This is a genomic window from Catenulispora pinisilvae, from assembly GCF_015356865.1.
In the GTDB taxonomy this organism is placed as follows: domain Bacteria; phylum Actinomycetota; class Actinomycetes; order Streptomycetales; family Catenulisporaceae; genus Catenulispora; species Catenulispora pinisilvae.
Genome location: NZ_JAAFZA010000088.1, coordinates 17763 through 38362, shown reverse-complemented (window position 1 = coordinate 38362; position 20600 = coordinate 17763). Strand labels below are relative to the sequence as shown.

The 20600-nt window shown below is 69.7% G+C and carries 17 protein-coding genes; 11 read left to right on the top strand and 6 right to left on the bottom strand.

Annotated elements, in window-relative coordinates:
* Nucleotides 1-98 precede the first annotated feature (98 nt).
* The 3 genes from IZR01_RS23635 to IZR01_RS23625 all read left to right on the top strand — a co-directional run bounded on the left by IZR01_RS23635 (nt 99) and on the right by IZR01_RS23625 (nt 2583).
* On the top strand, nt 99-1010 hold the full coding sequence (locus IZR01_RS23635) for a LysR family transcriptional regulator (RefSeq protein ID WP_194899988.1): 912 nt from the start codon (nt 99-101) through the stop codon (nt 1008-1010).
* Between the two features lie 203 nt (nt 1011-1213).
* Nucleotides 1214-1753, top strand: coding sequence for a SigE family RNA polymerase sigma factor (locus IZR01_RS23630; RefSeq protein ID WP_323746785.1), 540 nt, complete (start codon nt 1214-1216; stop codon nt 1751-1753).
* The gene (locus IZR01_RS23625) at nt 1750-2583 is read left to right on the top strand and encodes a hypothetical protein (protein WP_194925128.1); all 834 of its coding nucleotides are present in this window, start codon (nt 1750-1752) and stop codon (nt 2581-2583) included. Before IZR01_RS23630 ends, IZR01_RS23625 begins: the two co-directional genes overlap by 4 nt.
* Here the strand turns inward: IZR01_RS23625 and IZR01_RS23620 are convergent.
* The 3 genes from IZR01_RS23620 to IZR01_RS23610 form a co-directional block, all read right to left on the bottom strand.
* Entirely contained in the window at nt 2570-3373 is an 804-nt protein-coding gene (locus tag IZR01_RS23620) for a serine hydrolase (protein WP_228560075.1), read from the bottom strand. The two genes, IZR01_RS23625 and IZR01_RS23620, sit on opposite strands and share 14 nt — an antisense overlap.
* The gene (locus IZR01_RS23615; RefSeq protein WP_323747078.1) at nt 3370-4833 is read right to left on the bottom strand and encodes an N-acyl-D-amino-acid deacylase family protein; all 1464 of its coding nucleotides are present in this window, start codon (nt 4831-4833) and stop codon (nt 3370-3372) included. The genes IZR01_RS23620 and IZR01_RS23615 overlap by 4 nt, the downstream gene beginning before the upstream one ends.
* Nucleotides 4834-4922: 89 nt before the next feature.
* A complete protein-coding gene (locus tag IZR01_RS23610) occupies nt 4923-6242 on the bottom strand; it encodes a type III PLP-dependent enzyme domain-containing protein (protein WP_194925125.1) in 1320 nt (439 codons plus the stop codon).
* A gap of 288 nt (nt 6243-6530) precedes the next feature.
* Between IZR01_RS23610 and IZR01_RS53425 the strand changes: the two genes are divergently transcribed.
* The 3 genes from IZR01_RS53425 to IZR01_RS23595 are packed head-to-tail and all read left to right on the top strand — an operon-like array spanning nt 6531 to nt 10919.
* A complete protein-coding gene (locus tag IZR01_RS53425; RefSeq protein ID WP_194925124.1) occupies nt 6531-8570 on the top strand; it encodes a prolyl oligopeptidase family serine peptidase in 2040 nt (679 codons plus the stop codon).
* Between the two features lies 1 nt (nt 8571).
* Nucleotides 8572-9945, top strand: a complete 1374-nt coding sequence (locus IZR01_RS23600) for a M20/M25/M40 family metallo-hydrolase (protein ID WP_228560073.1) — start codon at nt 8572-8574, stop codon at nt 9943-9945.
* Nucleotides 9942-10919 carry a S66 peptidase family protein gene (locus IZR01_RS23595; RefSeq protein ID WP_194925123.1) on the top strand — a complete coding sequence of 326 codons (978 nt, stop codon included), beginning with the start codon at nt 9942-9944 and terminating at the stop codon, nt 10917-10919. Before IZR01_RS23600 ends, IZR01_RS23595 begins: the two co-directional genes overlap by 4 nt.
* Here IZR01_RS23595 and lysA read toward each other — a convergent pair.
* Nucleotides 10910-12181: a diaminopimelate decarboxylase gene (gene lysA / locus IZR01_RS23590; protein WP_194925122.1), complete on the bottom strand. Its 1272-nt coding sequence runs from the start codon at nt 12179-12181 to the stop codon at nt 10910-10912. The genes IZR01_RS23595 and lysA overlap by 10 nt on opposite strands.
* Nucleotides 12182-12725: 544 nt before the next feature.
* Between lysA and IZR01_RS23585 the strand changes: the two genes are divergently transcribed.
* The 3 genes from IZR01_RS23585 (at nt 12726) to IZR01_RS23575 (ending at nt 16040) form a co-directional block, all read left to right on the top strand.
* Nucleotides 12726-13166 (top strand): GNAT family N-acetyltransferase, encoded by a 441-nt coding sequence (locus IZR01_RS23585; protein ID WP_194925121.1) that lies wholly within the window; start codon nt 12726-12728, stop codon nt 13164-13166.
* Between the two features lie 289 nt (nt 13167-13455).
* Nucleotides 13456-14916 (top strand): adenosylhomocysteinase, encoded by a 1461-nt coding sequence (ahcY, locus tag IZR01_RS23580; protein ID WP_194925120.1) that lies wholly within the window; start codon nt 13456-13458, stop codon nt 14914-14916.
* 209 nt (nt 14917-15125) lie between these two features.
* Nucleotides 15126-16040, top strand: a complete 915-nt coding sequence (locus tag IZR01_RS23575; RefSeq protein WP_194897768.1) for a transglutaminase-like domain-containing protein — start codon at nt 15126-15128, stop codon at nt 16038-16040.
* 43 nt (nt 16041-16083) lie between these two features.
* On the opposite strand, the gene IZR01_RS23570 is transcribed toward IZR01_RS23575, so the two are convergent.
* Nucleotides 16084-16260: a hypothetical protein gene (locus IZR01_RS23570; protein ID WP_194897769.1), complete on the bottom strand. Its 177-nt coding sequence runs from the start codon at nt 16258-16260 to the stop codon at nt 16084-16086.
* On the opposite strand from IZR01_RS23570, the gene IZR01_RS53420 reads away from it, so the two are divergent.
* The gene (locus IZR01_RS53420) at nt 16253-18655 is read left to right on the top strand and encodes a tetratricopeptide repeat protein (protein ID WP_194925119.1); all 2403 of its coding nucleotides are present in this window, start codon (nt 16253-16255) and stop codon (nt 18653-18655) included. The genes IZR01_RS23570 and IZR01_RS53420 overlap by 8 nt on opposite strands.
* A gap of 139 nt (nt 18656-18794) precedes the next feature.
* Entirely contained in the window at nt 18795-19943 is a 1149-nt protein-coding gene (locus IZR01_RS23560; protein WP_323747077.1) for a glycosyltransferase, read from the top strand.
* Here the strand turns inward: IZR01_RS23560 and IZR01_RS23555 are convergent.
* Complete coding sequence (locus tag IZR01_RS23555; RefSeq protein ID WP_194925117.1) at nt 19933-20538, bottom strand: isochorismatase family protein; 606 nt, start codon at nt 20536-20538, stop codon at nt 19933-19935. The genes IZR01_RS23560 and IZR01_RS23555 overlap by 11 nt on opposite strands.
* Between the last annotated feature and the right edge of the window lie 62 nt (nt 20539-20600).

The following is a 20600-nucleotide window of genomic DNA, read 5'->3' as shown; positions in this document are numbered from 1 at the left end:
CTACCGCGCCGCCGCCCCCTGCCGCCCTGCTGACAGCCCCGCCGCCGTTCCCAAACCAGCGGAAGCGGCAACGCGCGGGTAAGGGATAGCCTGCCCGCATGCTCAATACGCACCGCCTCCGCATCCTGGCCGAAATCCACCGGTCCGGATCCATCGCGGGGGCGGCACGCGAGCTGAAACTGTCTCCATCGGCGGTGTCGCACCAGCTGTCGCAGCTGGAGAAGGAAGCGGGCCTCAGCCTGGTCGAGCGCGGCGCCCAGAGTCTGCGCCTCACCGCCGCCGGCCGTCGCCTCTCGCTGCGCGGCCAGGAGATCCTGGCCCTGCTCGACGCCGCCGAGAAGGACCTGATGGCGCACTCCCGCGCCGATACCGGGCACCTGTGCATCGGCTACTTCGCCTCGGCCGGCCGCCGCCTGGTCCCGCAGGCCCTGTCCCGTTTCGCACACCGCTACCCGGCGGTGGAGCTGGACTTGGTCGAGGGGCAGCCGCATGAGCTGGCGCCGGCTGTCCAGCAGGGTGAGATCGACGTCCTGGTGATGTTCGAACACGCCCTGGACCCCTGGGCGCCGCCGGAGGGCGTCGAGGTCCGCGAGCTGTTCAACGACCCGCAGCTGCTGGTGGTGCCGACCGGCCACCCCGCTGGACGCCGCGGCCAAGTCCGGCTGGACGAGCTCGCCGGCGAGCAGTGGATCACCAGTTTCGGAACCGGCTCCCCGGTGCTGTCGGTGCTGGAGCGGGCCTGTGCGCTGGAGGGATTCGTCCCCAACATCCGCTGCCGCAGCGACCACTACGAGGTCATCACCGGTCTGGTGCGGGCCGGGCTCGGCATCGCGCTGATACCGAGCCTGGGGATCAGCGACACCAGCGGCGTGGAGACCACGCGGATCTCCGGGCCGCGGCTGTATCGGAAGATCGGGGTCGCTTCGCGGCCGACCAATCCGAATCCGGTGCTGGCTTCGTTCCTGGCCTATCTTGCTTCCACGGCGGCGAACCTGCGCGCCGGGCACTGATCGCCGGCTGGAACACTGATCGCCTGCCGGGCACTAACCGCCTGCCGGGCACTAACCGCCTGCCGGACACTGATCGTCTGTCGAGCCCCGATCGCCTGCCGGACACTGATCATCTTCGGTGCGTTTCCGCGCCGCGTGCAACCGATGGCCCCGTCCCGCACTTGAGACAGTGACACCGGCCAGACGAGGGGAGCGGGACCAGGGTGGGCCACGACAATGAACGGCTGCGGGGCTTCGAGGAATTCGTCGCCGTCCGCTCGCAGTCCTTAATGCGCACCGCCTACCTCCTGGTGGGCAACAACGAGGCGGCCGAGGACCTGGTCCAATCGGCGCTGGAGAAGGCCTTCCCGCGCTGGTCGCGGGTGCGCCGGATGGACGCGCCGGAGGCATACGTCCGGCGGATCATCGTCAACGACGCACACACTGTGTGGCGCTCGGCCAAACGGCTGCCGACGGTGACCCTGCCGCTCGGCCCGGACGCCTCGGCCCTGGTCGCCGCCCCCGCGGGCCGCGCCGCCGACCACGCGGACGGCGTCACGCTGCGCGACAGCCTGCTGCGGGCGCTCGACGAGCTGCCGCACGGGATGCGCACCATCGTCGTGCTCCGCTACTGGGAGGAGCTGAGCGTGCAGGAGGTGGCCGACCTGCTGCGGTGCAGCACGGGGAACGTCAAGTCCCAGGCCGCGCGCGGTCTGGAACGTCTTCGAGAACTGATGACCGCGGAAGCGAGGAGTGAGCGATGAGCGAGGGCTTTCCGGGAAAGCCGGAGGCGGGAGACGGCGAGTTCGGGCGTGCCGAGGAACGACTGCACGCCGTGATGACCCAGGCCACTGCGCACATCGGCCCGGTGCGGGTGGACCCGACACGGCTGCGGCGCGCGCAGCGACGGCACCGGCTGTCGGAGGGCGGGGTGGTGGCGGGGGTGCTTTCGGTCGCGCTGGCCGCCGCGGCGGTGACGATGCATGGCGGGGGCGGCGGTGCGGGCAAGGGTTCGGCCACTACCCACACCACGTCCACGCCGGTGTCCCAGGCCCCGACGGCGCCGTCGACATCGTCGACGTCGAACCGCGTCGCGCCGGTGGGGGTATCCGTCTACGACTCCGACAACGGCGAGGAGGGTAAGGGCACGGTCAACAAGTTGTTGTCTGCGACCGGCGCCTGGACGACCGACCAGTATTGCGGGCAGTACGCGACCCGCGCCGGCATGGCTAAGGGCACCGGCGTGGTCTTCGACCTCGGCGGCGCGACGTCGATCGGCAGCGTGACGGTGAACGTCGGGACCCCGGGCGCCAACCTGGAGATGTGGACGGCCGACGATTCCAGCGTAGGGGGGGCGCCCGTCATCCGCCCCGGCCAGCCGCCCGCGGGGTTCACCAAGGTCGCGAGCGCCACCGATGTCGGATCGACCACGGTGCTCACCCCCGCCAAGCCGGTCAAGACGCAGCTCGTCCTCATCTGGTTCACCGGCGCGCTGCCGCTTGTCCCGAACCCGGACAGCACGATCCCCTGCGCGCACGACGACGGTCACCGTTACGGCGACTCCATCACGGCGGTCCAGTTCACCCGCGGGTAGCGATCCGCCCCACCACGGCCCCGATCTCGCGCATACCCCGTACCATCTCGAACTCGTGCCCGGGGTCGCAGCGCGTCAGCACGGCGTAGCAGACCTGCCGGGCGCCGCGCACCACCCCGACATCGCATCGCGTCCCCACATCCGTACCGGTCTTGTTGGCTACCCACAAGCCGGCGAGGGGTACCTCGCGCACGCTCGAGTCCTCGGGATCGTGCGGAATCGCGGCGGGCACCATGCTCCGATCCAGGCAACCGGCCATCCACTCCACCACCAACGCCCCCCACGTGCGCTCGCCGGCCATGCTGCCGACGAGCGCCGCCAACTCGCGCGCCGTCCCCACCGCGAACGTCGGCGGGTGCTCCGGCAACCGGGGCTCCCGGATGAAGTCCAAGATCCGCGTGTGCACCGACCCGAGCGCCGCAGCACCCGCCGACACCCGCTCCAACCCGACCCGACGCAACAAGGCGTTGGTCGCTGTGTTGTCGCTGACCGCGGCCGTGAGCCGCGCCAAGTCGAGCAGCGTCCACTCGCGCGCCGAGAGCTTGAGCAGCAGGCCCGAACCCGCGCTGTAGTCCTGGTCAAGGAGGGCCAGGCGCTCGTCGGGATCCAGCGCGCCGGTCACGAAATCCTGCGCCACCGAGGCGAGCAGCAGGAGCTTTCCGACGCTGGCCAACGGCAGTACATCGTCCGCGCGGTGCTCGCCGGCGCCGGGGACGCAGAACGCGAGGGTTCCGGGGAGGCCCCGGACGTCGGGGAGGTCTTGGACGTCGGGGAAGTCAGCGCCGCTCAACAAGCCAACACCCGCCCCGGCCGAGCCTTCGTGACCACCCCGTCCCGCACCACCACCGAGCCGCCGACCACCACCAGCCGCACGCCTGTCGGCGGCAGCAGCGGCTCCGCGAACGTGGCGCGATCCGAGATCCGCGCCGCGTCGAACACCACCAGATCCGCGTGTGCCCCGTCGCGCAGCACTCCACGGTCCGGCAGCCCGAAGCGTGCGGCCGGCGCCCCCGTCATCTTGCGCACCGCCTCCGGCAGCCCGAACAGTCCTACCTCCCGCGCGTAGTGTCCCAGCACCCGCGCGAAGCTGCCCGCCCACCTCGGATGCGGCAGCCCCGGCTTCGGCACGCCGTCCGAGCCGACCATCGCGAACGGGGCCGCCAGCACGCGCCGTACGTCGTCCTCACGCATCGAGTGGCTGATGATCGTCACGTCGCCGTCCTCGTCCAGCAGCAGTTCCGCGACCAGGTCGAGCGCGTCCACGCCGGCCGACCCGGCGAGGTCGGCGATCGTCCGTCCCTGATACCCGGCGTGCCGTGGCGCCCCGGCGACCACGATCCGGTCCCAGCCGCCGTTCCCGACCGTGTTCTCCCAGCCGGGCACGCCCTCGGCGATCGCCTTGCGCAGCAGATCGCGCTGCCCGGCGTCGCGCAGCCGCTCCAGCAGCCGCGCCGGACCGCCGTCATGAGCCCAGGGCGGCAGCATCGCGCCCAACGCTGTACTGCCGGCCGTGTACGGATAGACGTCGCACGTCACATCCATCCCCGCGTCCCGAAGCCCCGCCAACCGCGCCAACGTCACCTCGGTCCGTCCCCACGCGAACTTCCCGGCGGTCTTGTGATGCGACACATGTAGCGCCGCACCACTGTTCCGCGCAATAGCGATCGCCTCCTCCAGAGCCCCTTCCACCCCGGCCATCTCATCGCGCAGATGCGTGACATAAGGCTTCCCATGGCGCGCGGCCACCCGCGCCAACGCAGTGACCTCCGCAGTGTCCGCATAGGAGCCCGGCGTATAGATGAGCCCTGTAGAGAAGCCCACTGCCCCGCCCGCCAGAGCCTCATCCACCACTGCCGCCATCCGAGTGATCTCCGAAGCACTCGCGGCGCGCGCCGATAGCCCGGCTACGGCGGCGCGCACAGTGCCGTGCCCTACAAGAGACGCGAGATGGTTAACCCGCCCTATAGCACTCGCCGTATGAGCCCGACTTAACGCAGCCAACCCTGAATACCGCCCGGGAAAGACGCTGTGCCCGCAGTTCCCGGCGATCTCGGTCGTCACCCCCTGCACCACCGAGGCGAACACCTGAGCCGTATCAAGCCGCCCCTCCGCGCCGTTTATAGCGGCGGTATCGGAGTGCGTGTGCACGTCGATGAACCCCGGCGCGACCACCAACCCCGAAACGTCTACAACCTCGGTGGCGGAAGCATCACCTCCCGCTGCCAGAAGTCTGACCCGCCCTCCAGCCACGCCATCAACCACCCCCACATCCCGCCGCACCAAAGGAGCCCCGGTCCCGTCAGCCACCAACCCCCCACGCAACACCAGCGACAGACCACTCACCGCAGACTCGCCGGCAGCACACCGCTGCGCGCCACCACCTCATCGATGCTCTCCGCGGCCCGCAGCACGTGGAACCGCACCACGTCGCCCTCCGACACCTCGAACCCGAACACCGGCGGCATCGGCAGGCTGTTGTACTGGAACGGCGAGGAGAAGTAGTACGCACCGGTGTCCGGCACCACCACGATGTCCTCCGTCGCCAGCAGCGGTAACTTCCGCTCCCGCGCCATCAGGTCTCCCGCGAAGCAACACGGCCCCGCGACGTCCTGCACCTCCAACTCCGCGGTACTCGTCAACCCGTGCCGGTCATACGCCAGCACGCGCAGCGGCCAGGACTCGGGGGCGAACACAGTACGCGCCGCCACCTGCGCCCCTGCGTGCGTCAACGCAATAGCGCGCCCGCCCGTGGTCTTCGTGTACTCCACTCGCGAGGCGATGAACCCGTTCTTCGCCATCACCGACCGCCCGTACTCGGTGACCACTTTCAGCTCCCCGCCGAACAACTCCGGCGCGGCCTCCCGCAACACCGCCACGTGATCGGCGAAGGTGGGACTGTCCTCGTCCCCGCTGAAGTCGACCGGCAACCCGCCACCGATATCGATGCCCTCGATCTGCCCGGCCCGCCGCGCGTTCACCTCCAGCGCGAACCGCACCGCCTCCGCGACCCCGGCGGTGTTCAGCTCCAGGGGGATGCCCTGCGAGCCGACGTGCACGTGGACCCAGCGCAGCCACGGCCGGGCCGCGTACGCCGCGAGCAGCCGCTCCCGGTTCCCGGGGTCGGCCATCGCGATTCCGAACTTCGTCGTCCGCCCGGCCGTCGACATGGCCTCGATCGAGCCGATCCCGATCTGCGGGTTGATCCGCACCCCGACCTTCACGGCCGCGGCGCCGTCGGCGACCAGCCGGTCCACCCGCTCCAGTTCCTCGAAGTTGTCGATGTTCAGCGCGATGCCGTCGCGCAGCGCGCCGGCCAGTTCGGCCTGGGTCTTGGCCGGGGAGTCCAGCACGATCCGGGACGCCGGGAAGCCGGCCGCGCGGGCCTGCGCCAGTTCCCCGGGGCTGCTGACCTCGCAGCCGAGGCCGTTCCGGAGTAGCAGTGCCAGGACCGGCACCATCGGGTTGGCCTTGGCGGCGAACGCGTGCAGCACGTCCACCTCGCGCGGCCAGGCTGCCAGCAGTTCGGCCGCGGTCTGCGCGATCCCGGCCAGGTCGACGAACGCCGCCACCGGTGTCGTCAGCGGATCGAGCAGGCCCTGGGCCACCGCGGCGTGCACGGCGCGGTCGCGGCGGATTCGGCGGACATGGTGCTCGGGCATCAGGGATTCCTCGCTGGCGGCTCGATCGCGGGGCGGCTTCGGATCCAGCGTGGGTCCTGGCGGGCCGACCGGGCGCGAGCCTCGAAAACCTCGCGGCTCACACACCAATACCCGACAATCACCTTGCAGTTCGGCCGTCGGCGGCCAGGCTGACGCCTCAGCCAGGCTAATCGATCACCACCGGGCCCGCGAGCCGGCCGACTCGCCCGGCCACGGCCCCGGCGGTGACCCCGACCGCGACTACCACGACGACCCTGACCCTGACCACGACCGCGATGAGGAGACCCTGTGACCAAGGCCGAGAAACCGTATGGCACCTGGCCGTCGCCGATCACCGCCGAGGACGTCGCCGCCATCCCCGGCGCGCCGCAGTGGCCTTCGGTCGTCGGCGAGCAGACCTGGTGGTGTGCGCCGGATCCGGCGACGGCGACCGTGGGTCTCATGTGGCGCGGTACGGACGGCGTCGTGCGTCCGGTGCTGGGCCCGGGCTGGCCGGTCGGCAACAAGGCCCTCGGTTACGGCGGCCGTCCCTACCTCGCCACGCCGGAGTTCGCGGTCTTCTCCCGGTCCAGCGACCAGCGGCTGTATCTGATCACTGACATGCCCGCCGACGCGACGCCCCCCGACACAACAGCCGCCGCCGAACCGTCTGCCGACTCGCCCGACTCGCCCGACTCGGCGCCCGAGCCGACACCCCTGACCCCCGCCGACCCCGAAGGCGTCACCCGCACCAACTACTCCGACCCGATCCTGGGCCCGTCCGGCACCGAGATCTGGGCGATCCGCGAGGTCACCGAGCTCACCGAGGAGCTGACCGACCCCGCCCCGCGCACCAAACGCGACGTCGTCGCCATCCCGCTCTCCGGCGCCGCGGCCGACGACCCGACCGCACTACGCGTCGTGGCCCGCTCCCACCACTTCCTGTCCACGATCCGCCTGAGTCCCGACCGCACCCGCCTGGCCTGGCTCGGCTGGAACCACCCGGCGATGCCCTGGGAGACCACCGATCTGATGGTCGCCTCGATCGTCGACGGCGTCGCGGTCGCGCAGGCCCGAGTCCTGGGCGGCGACGAAGGCGGTGTCGGTACACAGGTCGCGGTCGCGCAGGCCGAGTGGGCCGACGCGGACAGCCTGTACGCCCTGGCCGATCCGGACGGCTGGTGGAACCTGTTCCGCGTCGACCTGGCCGGCGACGAGACGGCCGCCACCAACGTCTTCCCGACCGAGTCCGAGTGCGGCCACCCGATCTGGCGCGTCGGCTCCACCTCCTTCGCGGTCACCGACGCCGGCGTGGTCCTGCGCCGCAGCCTCGGCGCCGAGACGCTGATCCGCTGGGACCCCGAGACCGGCCAGACCACCGATCTCGCGCCGGACTGGACCGAGTTCGCGAACTCCGTCTCCGGGACCGGCACCGCGATCGTCGCCGTCGCCGCGAGCCCCACCGAGCCCTCGACCCCGCTGCGCATCGACGTCGCCAGCCGCCGGCTCACCCGCTGCGTCGAGCGCACCGAGTACCCGCACGAAGCCTGGGTCTCCCGCCCCGAACGCCGCCACGTCGAGGTCGAAGGAGGATGGCAGGTCCCTTATATCTACTATCCGCCGACCAACCCGGAATATCAGGGCCCTTCCGAGGTTCCGCCGCCGCTGCTGATCGACGTCCACGGCGGCCCGACCAGCGGCACCGTCGCCACCCGCTACCTCAACTTCGCGCTGTTCACCTCGCGGGGCTACGCGGTCGCGACCGTCGACTACGGCGGCTCCACCGGCTACGGCCGCGCCTACCGCGACCGCCTCCGGCACACCTGGGGCCGCACCGACGTCGAAGACTCGGTCGCCGTGGCCCGGGCCCTGGCCGCCGCCGGGCTGGCCGACCCGGCACGCACCGGCATCCGGGGCGGCTCGGCCGGCGGCTGGACCACGCTGGCCGCGCTCGCGCACAGCGACCACTTCGCGTGCGGCACCGTCTACTTCCCGATCAGCGACCCGGCGAGCTGGTACGACGAGCAGACCCACGACTTCGAGAGCCGCTACATCCACTACCTGGTCGGCGATCCGGACCAGGACACCGAGCGCTTCGCCCGGGTCTCGCCGCTGGCCCACGCCGCCGAGATCACCGCGCCGTTCATCATGCTCCAGGGCCTGGACGACGTGATCTGCCGGCCCGATCAGGCCGACCGGCTGGTCAAGGCGGTGGAGGCGGTCAACCCCGGGTTGGTCCGGGCCTACCACCGGTTCCCCGGCGAGGGCCACGGCTTCCGGAAGGACGAGACGATGACCGTCTGCCTGCAAGCCGAGCTGGACCTGTACGCGAGTGTCCTCGGAGCCTGACATGACTGAGATTCCTGACACCGCCACCGGACCGGCCGAGCCCGTCGCGCCCCGCCCCGGCGACGCCGACGTCGAGAAGCTCGCCGCCGACGCCATCGCCGCCTGCTCCCGGCTGATCCGCTTCGACACCAGCAACTTCGGCGCCGGTGAGAGCCGCGGCGAGCGGGCCTGCGCCGAGTGGGTCGCCGAGCAGATCACCGACGCCGGCTTCAGCCCGGTGGTCCTGGAGTCGGCGCCGCGCCGGGCCAACACCGTGGTCCGCATCCCCGGCACCGACCCGAGCGCACCGGCCCTGCTGGTGCACGGCCACCTCGACGTCGTCCCGGCCGAACCCGCCGACTGGCAGTCCTACCCGTTCTCCGGCGAGGTCCGCGACGGCGCGGTCTGGGGCCGGGGCGCGCTGGACATGAAGGACATGGACGCGATGATGCTCGCGTTCGTGCACCACCTTTCGCGCACCGGGCAACGGCCGCCGCGCGACATCGTCATGGCGTTCGTCGCCGACGAGGAGGACACCGGCGACTTCGGCGCGGGCTTCCTGTGCCGCGAGCACCGCGACCTGTTCGAGGGCGTGGACACCGCGATCAGCGAGTCCGGCGGCCATTCGGTGCACCTGTCCGACGGCGCGCGGCTTTACCCGGTCGCGGCGGGGGAGCGCGGCAGCGCGTGGATGACCGTCACGGTCCGCGGCACCGCCGGGCACGGTTCGCGCCGCAACGACGACAACGCGATCGCCAAGCTGGCCGCGCTGGTCACCCGGTTCGCCGACTACGAGTGGCCGGTGCGGGTGGTGCCGATCGTCAGGGCTCTGCTGGACGGCCTGTCCGAACACTTCGGCCGGGAGATCTCCCCACAGGACCTGTCCGGTCTGGGCGCCGCGGCCCCGCTGCTGGCCGACACGCTGCGCAACTCGGTCAACCCGACGATGCTGCGCGCCGGCTACAAGCACAACGTGATCCCGTCCGAGGCCAGCGTGGCCCTGGACGGCCGGCTGCTGCCGGGCACCGAGGCCGAGTTCTTCGCCACCGTCGACGAACTGCTCGGCCCGGACGCCACTCGCACCGGTGACCAGGGCAGCCCGGTCAGCGCCGACTTCACCGCCCCGGACTTCGCCGCGATGGCCGCCGCGCTGCGGGCCTTCGACCCGGAGGCGATCGTGCTGCCGTTCTGCATGACCGGCGGCACGGACGCCAAGGCGTTCGCGAAGATCGGCATCCCCGGTTTCGGCTTCGTCCCCGGCCGGACGCCCGAGGGCTTCGACGCTTGGGAGTACGTCCACGGCGTCGACGAGCACGTACTCACCGACAGCCTGACCTTCGGCGCCGGTGTGCTCGCCACGTATCTGCTGACCGACCCGAGGGGTGCGGGGGCATGACTTTGCTCCGTCCGCCCGGCCTGAAGCCCGGGGACACCGTCGCAGTACTCTGCGCCTCCTCGCCCGTACTGAGCCAGGAGCACCTTGAGTCGGGCCTGCGTGCCATGGCGTCCGTCGGGCTCAAGCCGGAGGTGTTCGGCACGGCTCGCGACACCGGCAGCGTGTACGAGTACCTGGCCGGTACCGACGCCGAGCGCGCCGCCGATCTGACGCGGGCCCTGTCCGATCCGAAGTACGCCGGGGTGTTCCTCGCCTGTGGCGGCTACGGCTCGCAGCGCACGCTGGAACTGATGGACTGGAACAGGATCGACGCCGCCCGGCCGAAGGTGGTCGTCGGGTACTCCGACGTCACCGCGGTCCTGGAGGCGGTGGCCGTCAAGCTCGGCTGGGTCTCGCTGTTCGGGCCGATGGTGGCGTGCGGCGGGTTTTGGCAGGGTCCTGATGAGTATGACTTCAGGGAGCTGATGAAGCTCCTATTCACGCCGTCATCGGTCAAGCAGCTCACGTTCCCGGGCTCGCGGGCCATGGTCTCCGGCGTCGCCGAGGGACTGACGATCGGCGGGACCGCCACGCTGATCGCGGCCAACTTCGGGACCGACACGTCGTATCCGGCACGGGACGCGATTCTGTTCCTGGAGGACGTCGACGAGCTGCCGTTCCGCATGGACCGGGTGTTCACGCAGTTCCGTCGGGCCGAGGGCTACCTGGGTGGCGTGCGCGGGATCATCCTCGGAACGTTCAGCGAGTGCGGCGATCCCGAGCACATCGAGGCGTTGCTGAACGAGCGCTTCTCAGACCTCGGCGTCCCGGTCCTGGCCGGGGTGAACATCGGGCACAACTGCGAGATGCAGACGTATCCGGTGGGTGTGCGGGCCCGGCTCGACGCCGACGCCGGGACCCTCACCTTCCTGGACCAGGTGCTCGCCGAGCCCACCGCTGAGCCCACCGCCGACTCGCAGAGCGGTCAGGGGTAGAGGCGCAGCAGGTCCTCTTCAGTCTCGCGGCGCACAATGACGTGCGCCGCGTTCTCGTTCACCGCGACCACCGGCGGTCTCGGCACCAGGTTGTAGTTGCTCGCCGCAGAACGCTGATAGGCACCCGAGCAGGGGATCGCGATCAGGTCGCCGGGCGTCAGATCCGCGGGCAGATCGACGTCCTCGACGAGGATGTCGCCGGTCTCGCAATGCTTTCCGACGACGGCCATCGACTCGGTCGGGGCGGCGCTGCGGCGGGAGGCGAGGACCGCAGTATAAGCCGCACCGTACATAGCGGGCCGCGGGTTGTCGCTCATGCCGCCGTCCACCGCGACGAAGCGGTCCTTGACCGTGCCGACCTCGTAGACCGCGACCGTGGTCGGCGCGACGATGGACCGGCCGGGCTCGACCGCGAGGCGGATGTCGTCGGGCACCACGGTGTGCAGGACGTCGGCGAGTTCCGCCGGAGTCGGCGCTCTTTTGTCGCCGGGCAGGTAGCGGACGCCGAGGCCGCCGCCCAGATCCAGCTTGCCGATGACGGTGCGCTGCTCGCGCTCGACGTCACGCAGGAAGCTGACGATCCGGCGCGCGGCCTCGCCGAACGAGTCGAGGTCGAAGATCTGCGAGCCGATGTGCGAGTGCAGGCCGACGAGTTCGAGGCTTGGTTCGGCCAGGACCCGGCGTATCGCCTCCGCCGCTTCGCCGGAGGCGATGGAGAGCCCGAACTTGCTGCGCTCGCCGCCGGTGGCCCAGGACGCGTGGGTGTCGGCGTCGACTCCGGGCTTCACCCGGATCATGACCTGCTGCCGCGTGCCGGTCTGCTCGGCCGCGCGTGCCACCCGGTCCACCTCGTGCCGCGAATCGAGCACGATGCACCCGACACCCCACTTCACCGCCTGCCGGATCTCCGCGACCGACTTGTTGTTGCCGTGGAACACCACGCGTTCCGGCGGCATCCCGCCGACCCGGGCCACCGCCAACTCCCCGCCGCTGCACACGTCGAGGCACAGCCCGAGCTCCGCCAACCACCCCACGACAGCCGGCGCCAGGAACGCTTTCCCGCCGTAGTGCACGTCCCCGTCGGGGAAGGCGGCCAGCCACGCTGAGCAGCGGGTCCGGAAATCGGCCGCGTCGAGCAGGTAGAGCGGAGACCCGAATTCGGCGGCGAGCGCGCGCACGCCGAGCCCGGCGATCGTGAGCTCGCCATCGGCCCAGGCCGCGCCGGTCGGCCAGATTTGATCACGCACAGAGACGGTGTCCATGCCGCGAAGGTAGAGAACTGGTGTGCGTGCGGAGCGTGAGCGTCGATGAACTGAATGCTGAGGCTCGGCTTCGATCCTCTGGACCTCAGGCCCGCCAGGTTTTAGATTCGAGCACGGGCCACTGAAGAACTAGAGCGCTTCAGTCCTCATTACAGCGTCACCCGGCTCCGCCACCTCTCGCCCTAGTCGGACTTAGGAAGGACACCCGCCGTGGCCGCTGCTCCTCGCTGGCGCCTGCCCGCATCTGGAAACGGAAACCATGACACGTCGCTGAGAACCCTGATAGCCGGCCGTGTAGTCCTCGTGATCACGGTCCTCGCCATACTGCTGGCGACCGGCGGCGCGGTGGCGTTGGCGTCCTCGACAGGGACGTGAAACGCGGTCGTTGACCGGCACTTCGGCAGCCTCCGGTGCCTCGACCAGGACAACCCGGAGGGTCGGCGCAACTCGTAGGACCAGCGCAACCCGCAGGGCCAGCACAACCCGCCACAAACCCGGGACCGGCGCTCGCCCCGCCGGTCCCGGGATCTGCCACCATCGGCCCATGACCGAGAACATGCGTCTGATGACCGTCGTCGACCTGAATCAGATCATCGCCGACATGCCGCGCTACTGGGGCGAACGCGACATGCGCCAGGGTCACCACTACCCGTTGGTCCACGAGTTCGGCCAGACCTGCGTCGTCGCCGACTCCCCGGACGGCATCCGCGGCTACCTGATGGGCTGGGTGAACCACGACCACGTCGGCTACATCCACTTCATCGCCACCCGCGACGACGCCCGCGGCACCGGCCTCGGCCGCCGGCTGCACGCCGAGTTCGCCCGCCTGGCCGCCGGGCAGGGCGCCACCAGCTTGAAGGCGATCACCGCCGTCACGAACACGGGCAGCTTCGCCTTCCACACCACGATCGGCTTCCGGGCCGAGACCTTCGACGACTATGCCGGCCCCGGCCAGGCGCGCGTGGTCTTCACCCGCGACCTGTGACCGTCCGGCGGGACTTGCAAGCATCTGGCGGGACCTACAAGCATTCTCCGGGACCTACGAGCTCCTGCGGGATCTACGAGCTCCTGCGGGGCCTACGGGCATCCCGATCCGGCGCGCGCTACATTGATCGTGTGCCGTCACCGGCGCCGCCGGAGCTGAGAGGCGCTGCAACGGATCGCTGATCCGCCACGCTCGGTCCCGACGACTTTCCCAAGGGCGCCTCCCTCGTGGAGGCGCACTTCGTGCTTCCACGGGTTCCACCACCTCATGCGAAGACGGGAAAGCGAGCATGAAGAACCACCTGCAAGAGATCAACGGCCTGCGCTTCGCGGTCGCCGATCTCGACCTGGCCGGGGCCGGCCGCCACCAGATCCGGCTGGCCGAGCACGAGATGCCCGGCCTGATGGCCCTGCGCGCCGAGTACGCCGAGGCGCAGCCGCTGCGCGGCGCCCGGATCGCCGGCTCTCTGCACATGACCGTGCAGACCGCGGTCCTCATCGAGACCCTCGTAGCGCTCGGCGCCGAGGTCCGCTGGGTGTCCTGCAACATCTTCTCCACCCAGAACGAGGCGGCGGCCGCGGTCGTCGTCGGGTCGGAGGGCACCCCGGAGAAGCCCACCGGCACCGCGGTGTTCGCCTGGAAGGGCGAATCGCTCGAAGAGTACTGGTGGTGCACCCGCCAACTCTTCGACTTCGGTGATGGCCGTGGCCCGGACCTCCTGGTGGATGATGGCGGTGACGCCACCCTCCTGGTCCACCTCGGCGCCGAATACGAGACCGCGGGCAGTGTTCCGGAACCCGAGCCCGGCGACCACGAGGAACACCGCCTCGTCCTGGCCCTGCTGGCCGAAAGCATCGCCGAGGACGACCACCGTTTCACCCGCATCGCCGCCGGCATCCGCGGCGTCTCCGAGGAGACCACGAACGGCGCCGCGCGCCTGTACAAGCTGGCCCGCGAGGGACGGCTCCTGTTCCCGGCGATCAACGTCAACGACTCGGTCACCAAGTCGAAGTTCGACAACAAGTACGGCATCCGCCACTCGATGGCGGACGGCCTCAACCGCGCCACCGACGTCATGCTCGGCGGCAAGACCGCGGTCGTCTGCGGCTACGGCGACGTCGGCAAGGGCGCCTCCGAGGCACTGCGCGGGCAGGGCGCTCGCGTCGTGGTGACGGAGATCGACCCCATCAACGCCCTGCAGGCGGCGATGGACGGGTTCCAGGTGGCGCGGCTGGAGCAGGTCGTGGCGACCGCGCACATCTTCGTCACGGCCACGGCGGGCACCGGCGCGATCCGGCTGGAGCACCTGGCGCGCATGCGGCACAACGCGATCGTCGGCAACGTCGGCCACTTCGACACCGAGATCGACATGACCGGCCTGGCCGCGCACCCCGGCGTCACCAAGACGGAGATCAAGCCGCAGGTCCACCAGTGGACGTTCCCGGACGGCCACGCGGTCCTGATCCTGTCCGAGGGGCGCCTGTTCAACCTCGGCAACGCCACCGGGCACCCGAGCTTCGTGATGTCGGCGTCGTTCTCGAACCAGGTGCTGGCGCAGATCGAGCTGTTCACGCGCCAGGAGCACTACTCGGACGAGGTGTACCGGCTGCCGAAGCAGCTCGACGAGAAGGTGGCACGGCTGCATCTGGACGCGCTCGGGGCGGAGCTGACGGAGTTGTCGGAGGAGCAGGCGGAGTACCTGAGCGTACCGATTGAGGGGCCTTATAAGGCCGAGCACTATCGGTACTGAGGTCGAGTCCTGATGTGAGGTTGGGCCGCGTCACGCCGGGTTTGGTCGGCGTGGCGCGGCCGTGCGCCATTGGACTGTGCGCCATTTGGCCATGCGACATCTGGTCGCGCGCTATTGCGCCCGCGCATTTCCTGGACAAATTCGGCCGAATTTTGGCACTGTTGGCCTGCTCTCGGCCAGACCGGCCATATTCCCAGGAAGGCCATGCCATGCCCGCGCATCTTGACCCGTCCGCCGCCGCTTACTACAGCACGCAAAGCGCGTTCTCCGATCCCGGACGGTACGCCGTTAAATACGCCGATTTACCCGACGATCCAGCCCAACTCGCCGCCATCGCTCGCAATCTGCTAATTCACCGCCTGGAGGGCGACCTCTTCAGCCACACAATTGCCACCGACCGCCTCCACGACGACGCCGAGACACGCTACGTCGATTCAATCCTGCACCTGCTCCTCGAACGCGACGCCTCACCGCTGCCCCAACACCGCAACGTTGGAAATCGCTTCGTCGGCGTCTGCCGCGACTTCGCCCTGCTCCACTGCTCTTTCCTCCGCCACGCGGGCATCCCAGCCCGCATACGCTGCGGCTTCGCCGATTACTTCGACCCCCAGCGCAACGAAGACCACGTGGTCACCGAGTACTGGAACCCCCATCACGGCTGGCGCCTGGCCGATCCCCAAATGGCCGATCCCAGACTCGCCGCCGGCCACGCCATCGACTTCGATCCCATGAACATCCCCCGCGACCGTTTCCACGTGGCCGGAGCCGCATGGCAGGCCATCCGCACCGGCACCGCCGACCCCCAGATCTTCGGCCACTGGCACCCCGAAGACCCGATGGCCGGCGAATGGTTCGTCGCCCAGAGCGTCCGCCTCGACCTCGCATCGCTGAACAAGACCGAGATGCTGCTGTGGGATATCTGGGGAACAGGCATCGACGACTACCGCGAAGTGTCCGAACCGCAACGCGATACCTATGACCAGGCGGCGCGGATCACAAGCGACAACGTCGCCTTCGACGAGGTGCGGGCACTCTACGCACAGGACGATCGGCTGCGCGTACCGGACGAGGTGTGGTCGCTGGCACCCTTCAACGGCCCGGTGCGGACGGCCCTGCGCGCCTGATGTCGCGGCGCGCGTCGATCTCGCCACTATCCGTGCGCGTGCTTTAGGCTGTCCGGACATCAAAGGGCTGATGAGGGGGACTTGTCGTGGTGTCGCGGGACCGGAAGATCGGCTTGACCGCCAGCGTGCTGACGGTGATCGGGACGGCTGGCACCGCCGCGGTCAGCAGCCACGGCCGGTGGGCTTGGGTCGCCGCCAGCACCGCGGCTCTGGTGGCCACGGGTGCCCAGATTACGGTGCTGTTCGGGGGCAAGCCGGCGTCACACGACGCGGCTGTGGGAACCGGCGCGCGGCGCGTGGTCAACATGCCGGCGCCCTCGGCGGTGTTCGTGGACCGCAAGGAGTTGCTCGCAGACTTCGCATCCTTCTCGAAGCAGGCGTCCTCACCCGTCCGCGCTCGCACCTTCGTCATCTACGGCCCCTCTGGATTCGGCAAGTCGCGAGGCGCGTACGCGTGCGCCGAACGGGAGTTCGGGCGCTACGACTTCATCTGGCTGCTCGATGCCGGCCACGATGAAGCGCTGGGCCTGGCCTTCAGCCGGCTCGCTCGGCATCTGGGGTTGGACGAGTCCATCGCCTGGGACGATCTGCGCGACGCTCTGTGGCCGGCGCTGGCGGCGACCGGCCGCTGGCTGCTCGTCTATGACAACGTCCCCGACCGCGACGCGGTCCAGGCGTTCCTCCCCCGCTCGGGCGGTGGCGACGTCATCGTGACCACGCAGGGTACGGACTGGCAGGGCTATGCCGATGTCGTGACCGCGGTGGGGCCGCTGCCGTTGAAGGAATCCGTGCGTCTGTTCCAGGACTTCGGCATAGACAGCGAGGCCTTCGCCACGGAGACTGCCGCGATCGCCAAAGCCTTCGGCGGCCGTCCGCTGGATATGTTGCAGGCCGCTTCGGTGATGCGTGCGGAGCAGCGGAGTCCGCGGGCCTACCTTGCTTCGCTGGCGCTGGACGCCGAGAACTTGCCCGAGCGGGACCCGGCGGCTACCCCGGCGAGCGTGGCGGCTCCAGGCGGTGCAGCGGGCGCAGCGGGTACAGCGGGCGCAGCGGCCTTGGCGAGCGCGCCACTCACATCTGCGGCGACCCCAGCCATCGACTATGACGACTTCCGCAAGGCCCACCCGGGCGCCTTCGGCCTCCTGGCCCTGTTCTGCTGGTTCGGCAGCGCTGACATCCCCGGCGACTTGATCCGCCGCCAGGCACGTGAAGCCGCCGGCGACGGACCACTCGCCGCTGCCTTGGCCGACGCCGCTTCTTGGGACGAGGCCTTCCGGATCCTCACCGAGTACAGCCTTATCAGCGGCGAGCACGATCAGATCGGCGTCCACGACGGCGTGCGTGCGGCTGTCCGTGCGCTGTCGGATTCCGCGACCTGCGCCACAGCCGTGCGGATGCTCGCCGCCGAGTTCCCTCGCGATCCCACGGATACCACCGAATGGGCACTGTTCGACAGCCTGGCACCGCATGCGACTCAGGCTGCTGAGTCAGCGGCACAGTTTGGCGTGGAACCGGCTGCGCGGGCTGGTCTGCTGGTTGCGGTCGCCCGCTACTACCACCATCGCGACTACTTGGACCGGGCGGCCGACCTCTTTCGTCAAGCAGCTATCGGATATCAAGCGGTGAACGACTCCTCGGGCGAAAGCCGAGCCCACGCCGGTCTATCCCGCGTCCTGTTCAACATCGGTGCTGATATGACTGCTGCCGAGGATGAGGCCCGCACCGCTTTGTCGCTGGCGACTGAGCACGCCGACCGCTGTGCGGCTGCCCTGGCGCTGGCGCAGGTGCTGCGCGAGACCGGGCGCTTTGACGAGGGCCACGAGGTGCTGACCGCGGTGCTTCCGTCGGCGGGCTTGGTCGGGCAGGCGTCAGAGGTCTGTCTTGAGCTGGCCAACCTCGCCAGGCGGTCGGGCCGCGTCGGTACGGCGCTGCGCGACACGAAGGCGGTGGTCGAGGCGATGGCGCGCGAGTACGGGGTCGGCCACCCGAGCACCGGTGGCGCGTTGCGGCAGTTGGGTATGGCGCTGGCTGATGTGCAGCGTTACGACGAGGCCCGCGTTGCGCTTGAGCACTCGCTGGAGCTCTTCACGTTGGCCACGGGATCGGACAGCCAGGAGATGTCTCTCAAGGCTGAGGAGTCACTGGGGACGGTGCTCGTCCGGCTCGGGCGTGCTGATGAGGCGTTGGTCATGCTCGACCATGTGGTCACCGCTCGCGAGGGGGCTACGGACCGCAACCTGCCGAACATCGCCGGCGCGAAGGCCCGCCGCTCGGACGCGCGGCGTGCGACTGGTGCGTTGGACGAGGCGCTGGCGGACGTCGAGGACTCCATCGGCATCTTCTCGGATCTGGGATCCGACGGCCGCGCCTATCTGACGATGCCGCTGGTGCGGAAGGGGCCGGTGCTCGCGGATCTGGGGCGGGTCGCGGAGGGCGAGAGCGTGGCGCGTGAGGCGGTGGCGCTTTCGGAGGAGTCGCACGGCGAGGAGCACTTGCTGGTGGCCGAGGCGTACCGGGGGCTGGCGGAAGTGTTGCGGGTCAAGGGCGATGTGGACGGTGCGCGGGCAGCGTCGGAGCGTGCGGAGGAGATCGTTGCGGACGCGCTTCAGCGGTGAGAGGCACGGCGCCAGCGATGAAAGGCGCACTCCAGTGTTGACAGGCGCCGGATCCGTTCGGTGACAAGACGTCCCACCTGTTGCTAATGTCCGCGTACGGCCGGGGAAGATCCCAGGTCGCGACGGTCTGGGGGCGTGGGTGCGGGTAGCGTTGGTGGCGCCACCGCATTTGCCGTGCCCGCCGCCCGGATACGGGGGAGTGGAGCGGGTCTTCGCGTCCCTGGTTCAGGGGTTGCTGCGGCGGGGTGTTCGGGTCACTGTGTTCGCACACCCCGAGTCATTCAACGACCGACTCACCGACTCACCGACTCACCGACTCACCGACTCACCGACTCACCGACTCACCGACTCACCGACTGAGCGGCTACTCGTGCAGGTGCCGACCTATGCGCCGGTCGGGAGGCTGCATCCGCAGGCTGCTGAGATGCGCCACACACAGGTCGCCGCGCGGTTCATATCCGACGTCGGCACATTCGACATCGTCCACGACCACACGCGCCTCGGGGCCGTGGACTTCGCCGCGCTCGACGTTCCGGCCGTCACCACGGCGCACTACGACCCCACCCGCGACCCCATGCGCTGGGCACGCGAAGTCGCCACAGGCCATCCCTACGTCGCCCTGAGCAACGCGCAGATGCGCTCGGCGCCGGACGTCAACTGGACCGGCGCCATACCCAACGGGATCGATCAGAGCTTCTACCGCCCGGGCGACGACCGGTTCGGCTACCTGCTGCATATCGCCGCCCTGGGAACGCGTAAGGGAACTGATCTCGCCATCCGCATAGCGCGGGCGGTCGGGCGTCGGATCGTCGTGATCGGAAGTGCCGACCGCGCCGATCCGGAGGGCTTCGCGCGGGAGGTGGAGCCGCTGCTGGGCGATGAGCACGTCACCTGGCTCGACGAACAGTCCGGTGAAGCGAAACTGGCCTGGCTCCAAGGCGCGGCCGCTCTGCTCCATCCGATTCGCTGGGATGAGCCCTTCGGCCTTGTGTACGTCGAAGCACTCGCCTGTGGAGTCCCCGTGCTCACCCTCAACCGTGGCGCGGCGCCGGAACTCGTACAGCACGGGGTCACCGGCATCGTTGCCGATCAGTGGACTGATTTGATCGACGCCGCGCGCGACGCACACCGATGGTCGCCGCAAGCCTGTCGGGCATCGGTTTCGCATCTGACGGACGACGCCATGGTCGAGGCCTACCTCAACCTCTATCAGCACCTGATCGACCGCGGGACCAGGCCGAAACCGATCCCGCGGCAGCGTCGCGCCAGCTTGCCGATCAGCCCCTGACCAAAGCGTCCACGCTCGGAGCCACCACCCCGAACAGGTCGCCGATGGTAGTCAGCGCAGCGGCCTGAAGCGTGGCGGCGGGTAGCGGCGTGCCGTCCGGCGCGGCGAGTGTGCGCGTGGCGGTGGCGTCGGCGACGACCGTCGGGCGGTAGCCGAGATTGAAGGCTCCCTGTGCGGTGAACGTCACGCACATGTGCGTCATGAAGCCGGCCAGGACCAGCTCCGTGCCTGCGTCCAGGCCGCGCAGAGTCTTCTCCAACTCGGTGTCGTGGAAGGAGTTCGGGAACGTCTTCACGATCACCGGCTCTCCCGCGATGGGTGCCACCTCCGGACTGATCGACCCGATCTCGGCGCGGATGTCGTAGGGCGTGCCCTCGCCGCCGTCGTTGATGACGTGCACGATCCTGGAACCCGCGGCTCGTGCGGCTGAGAGCAGCAGCGCGCCGGCAGCAAGAGCGGCATCGGCGCCCTCCAGCGCCATGACGCCAGCGCGATACGTGTTCTGGAAATCGATCATCACTAGCGTGGCATCGCCGAGGCTCGGCAAGGAATCATCGAGGCCGATAACAGAGCGAAGTGTATGAGATGCAGACATAATTCTTCCTCGAATAGATAGGTTGAACCGAAGCGCCGGCCAGACAGCCGACGCCGAGTCAG

Bases quoted from the DNA above. Each gene is read 5' to 3' on its own strand.
- IZR01_RS23635 (WP_194899988.1), top strand. From the start codon at position 99: ATGCTCAATACGCACCGCCTCCGCATCCTGGCCGAAATCCACCGGTCC.
- IZR01_RS23625 (WP_194925128.1), top strand. From the start codon at position 1,750: ATGAGCGAGGGCTTTCCGGGAAAGCCGGAGGCGGGAGACGGCGAGTTC.
- IZR01_RS23610 (WP_194925125.1), bottom strand. From the start codon at position 6,242: ATGCCCGAGCACCATGTCCGCCGAATCCGCCGCGACCGCGCCGTGCAC.
- IZR01_RS23600 (WP_228560073.1), top strand. From the start codon at position 8,572: ATGACTGAGATTCCTGACACCGCCACCGGACCGGCCGAGCCCGTCGCG.
- IZR01_RS23595 (WP_194925123.1), top strand. From the start codon at position 9,942: ATGACTTTGCTCCGTCCGCCCGGCCTGAAGCCCGGGGACACCGTCGCA.
- lysA (WP_194925122.1), bottom strand. From the start codon at position 12,181: ATGGACACCGTCTCTGTGCGTGATCAAATCTGGCCGACCGGCGCGGCC.
- IZR01_RS23585 (WP_194925121.1), top strand. From the start codon at position 12,726: ATGACCGAGAACATGCGTCTGATGACCGTCGTCGACCTGAATCAGATC.
- ahcY (WP_194925120.1), top strand. From the start codon at position 13,456: ATGAAGAACCACCTGCAAGAGATCAACGGCCTGCGCTTCGCGGTCGCC.
- IZR01_RS23575 (WP_194897768.1), top strand. From the start codon at position 15,126: ATGCCCGCGCATCTTGACCCGTCCGCCGCCGCTTACTACAGCACGCAA.
- IZR01_RS23555 (WP_194925117.1), bottom strand. From the start codon at position 20,538: ATGTCTGCATCTCATACACTTCGCTCTGTTATCGGCCTCGATGATTCC.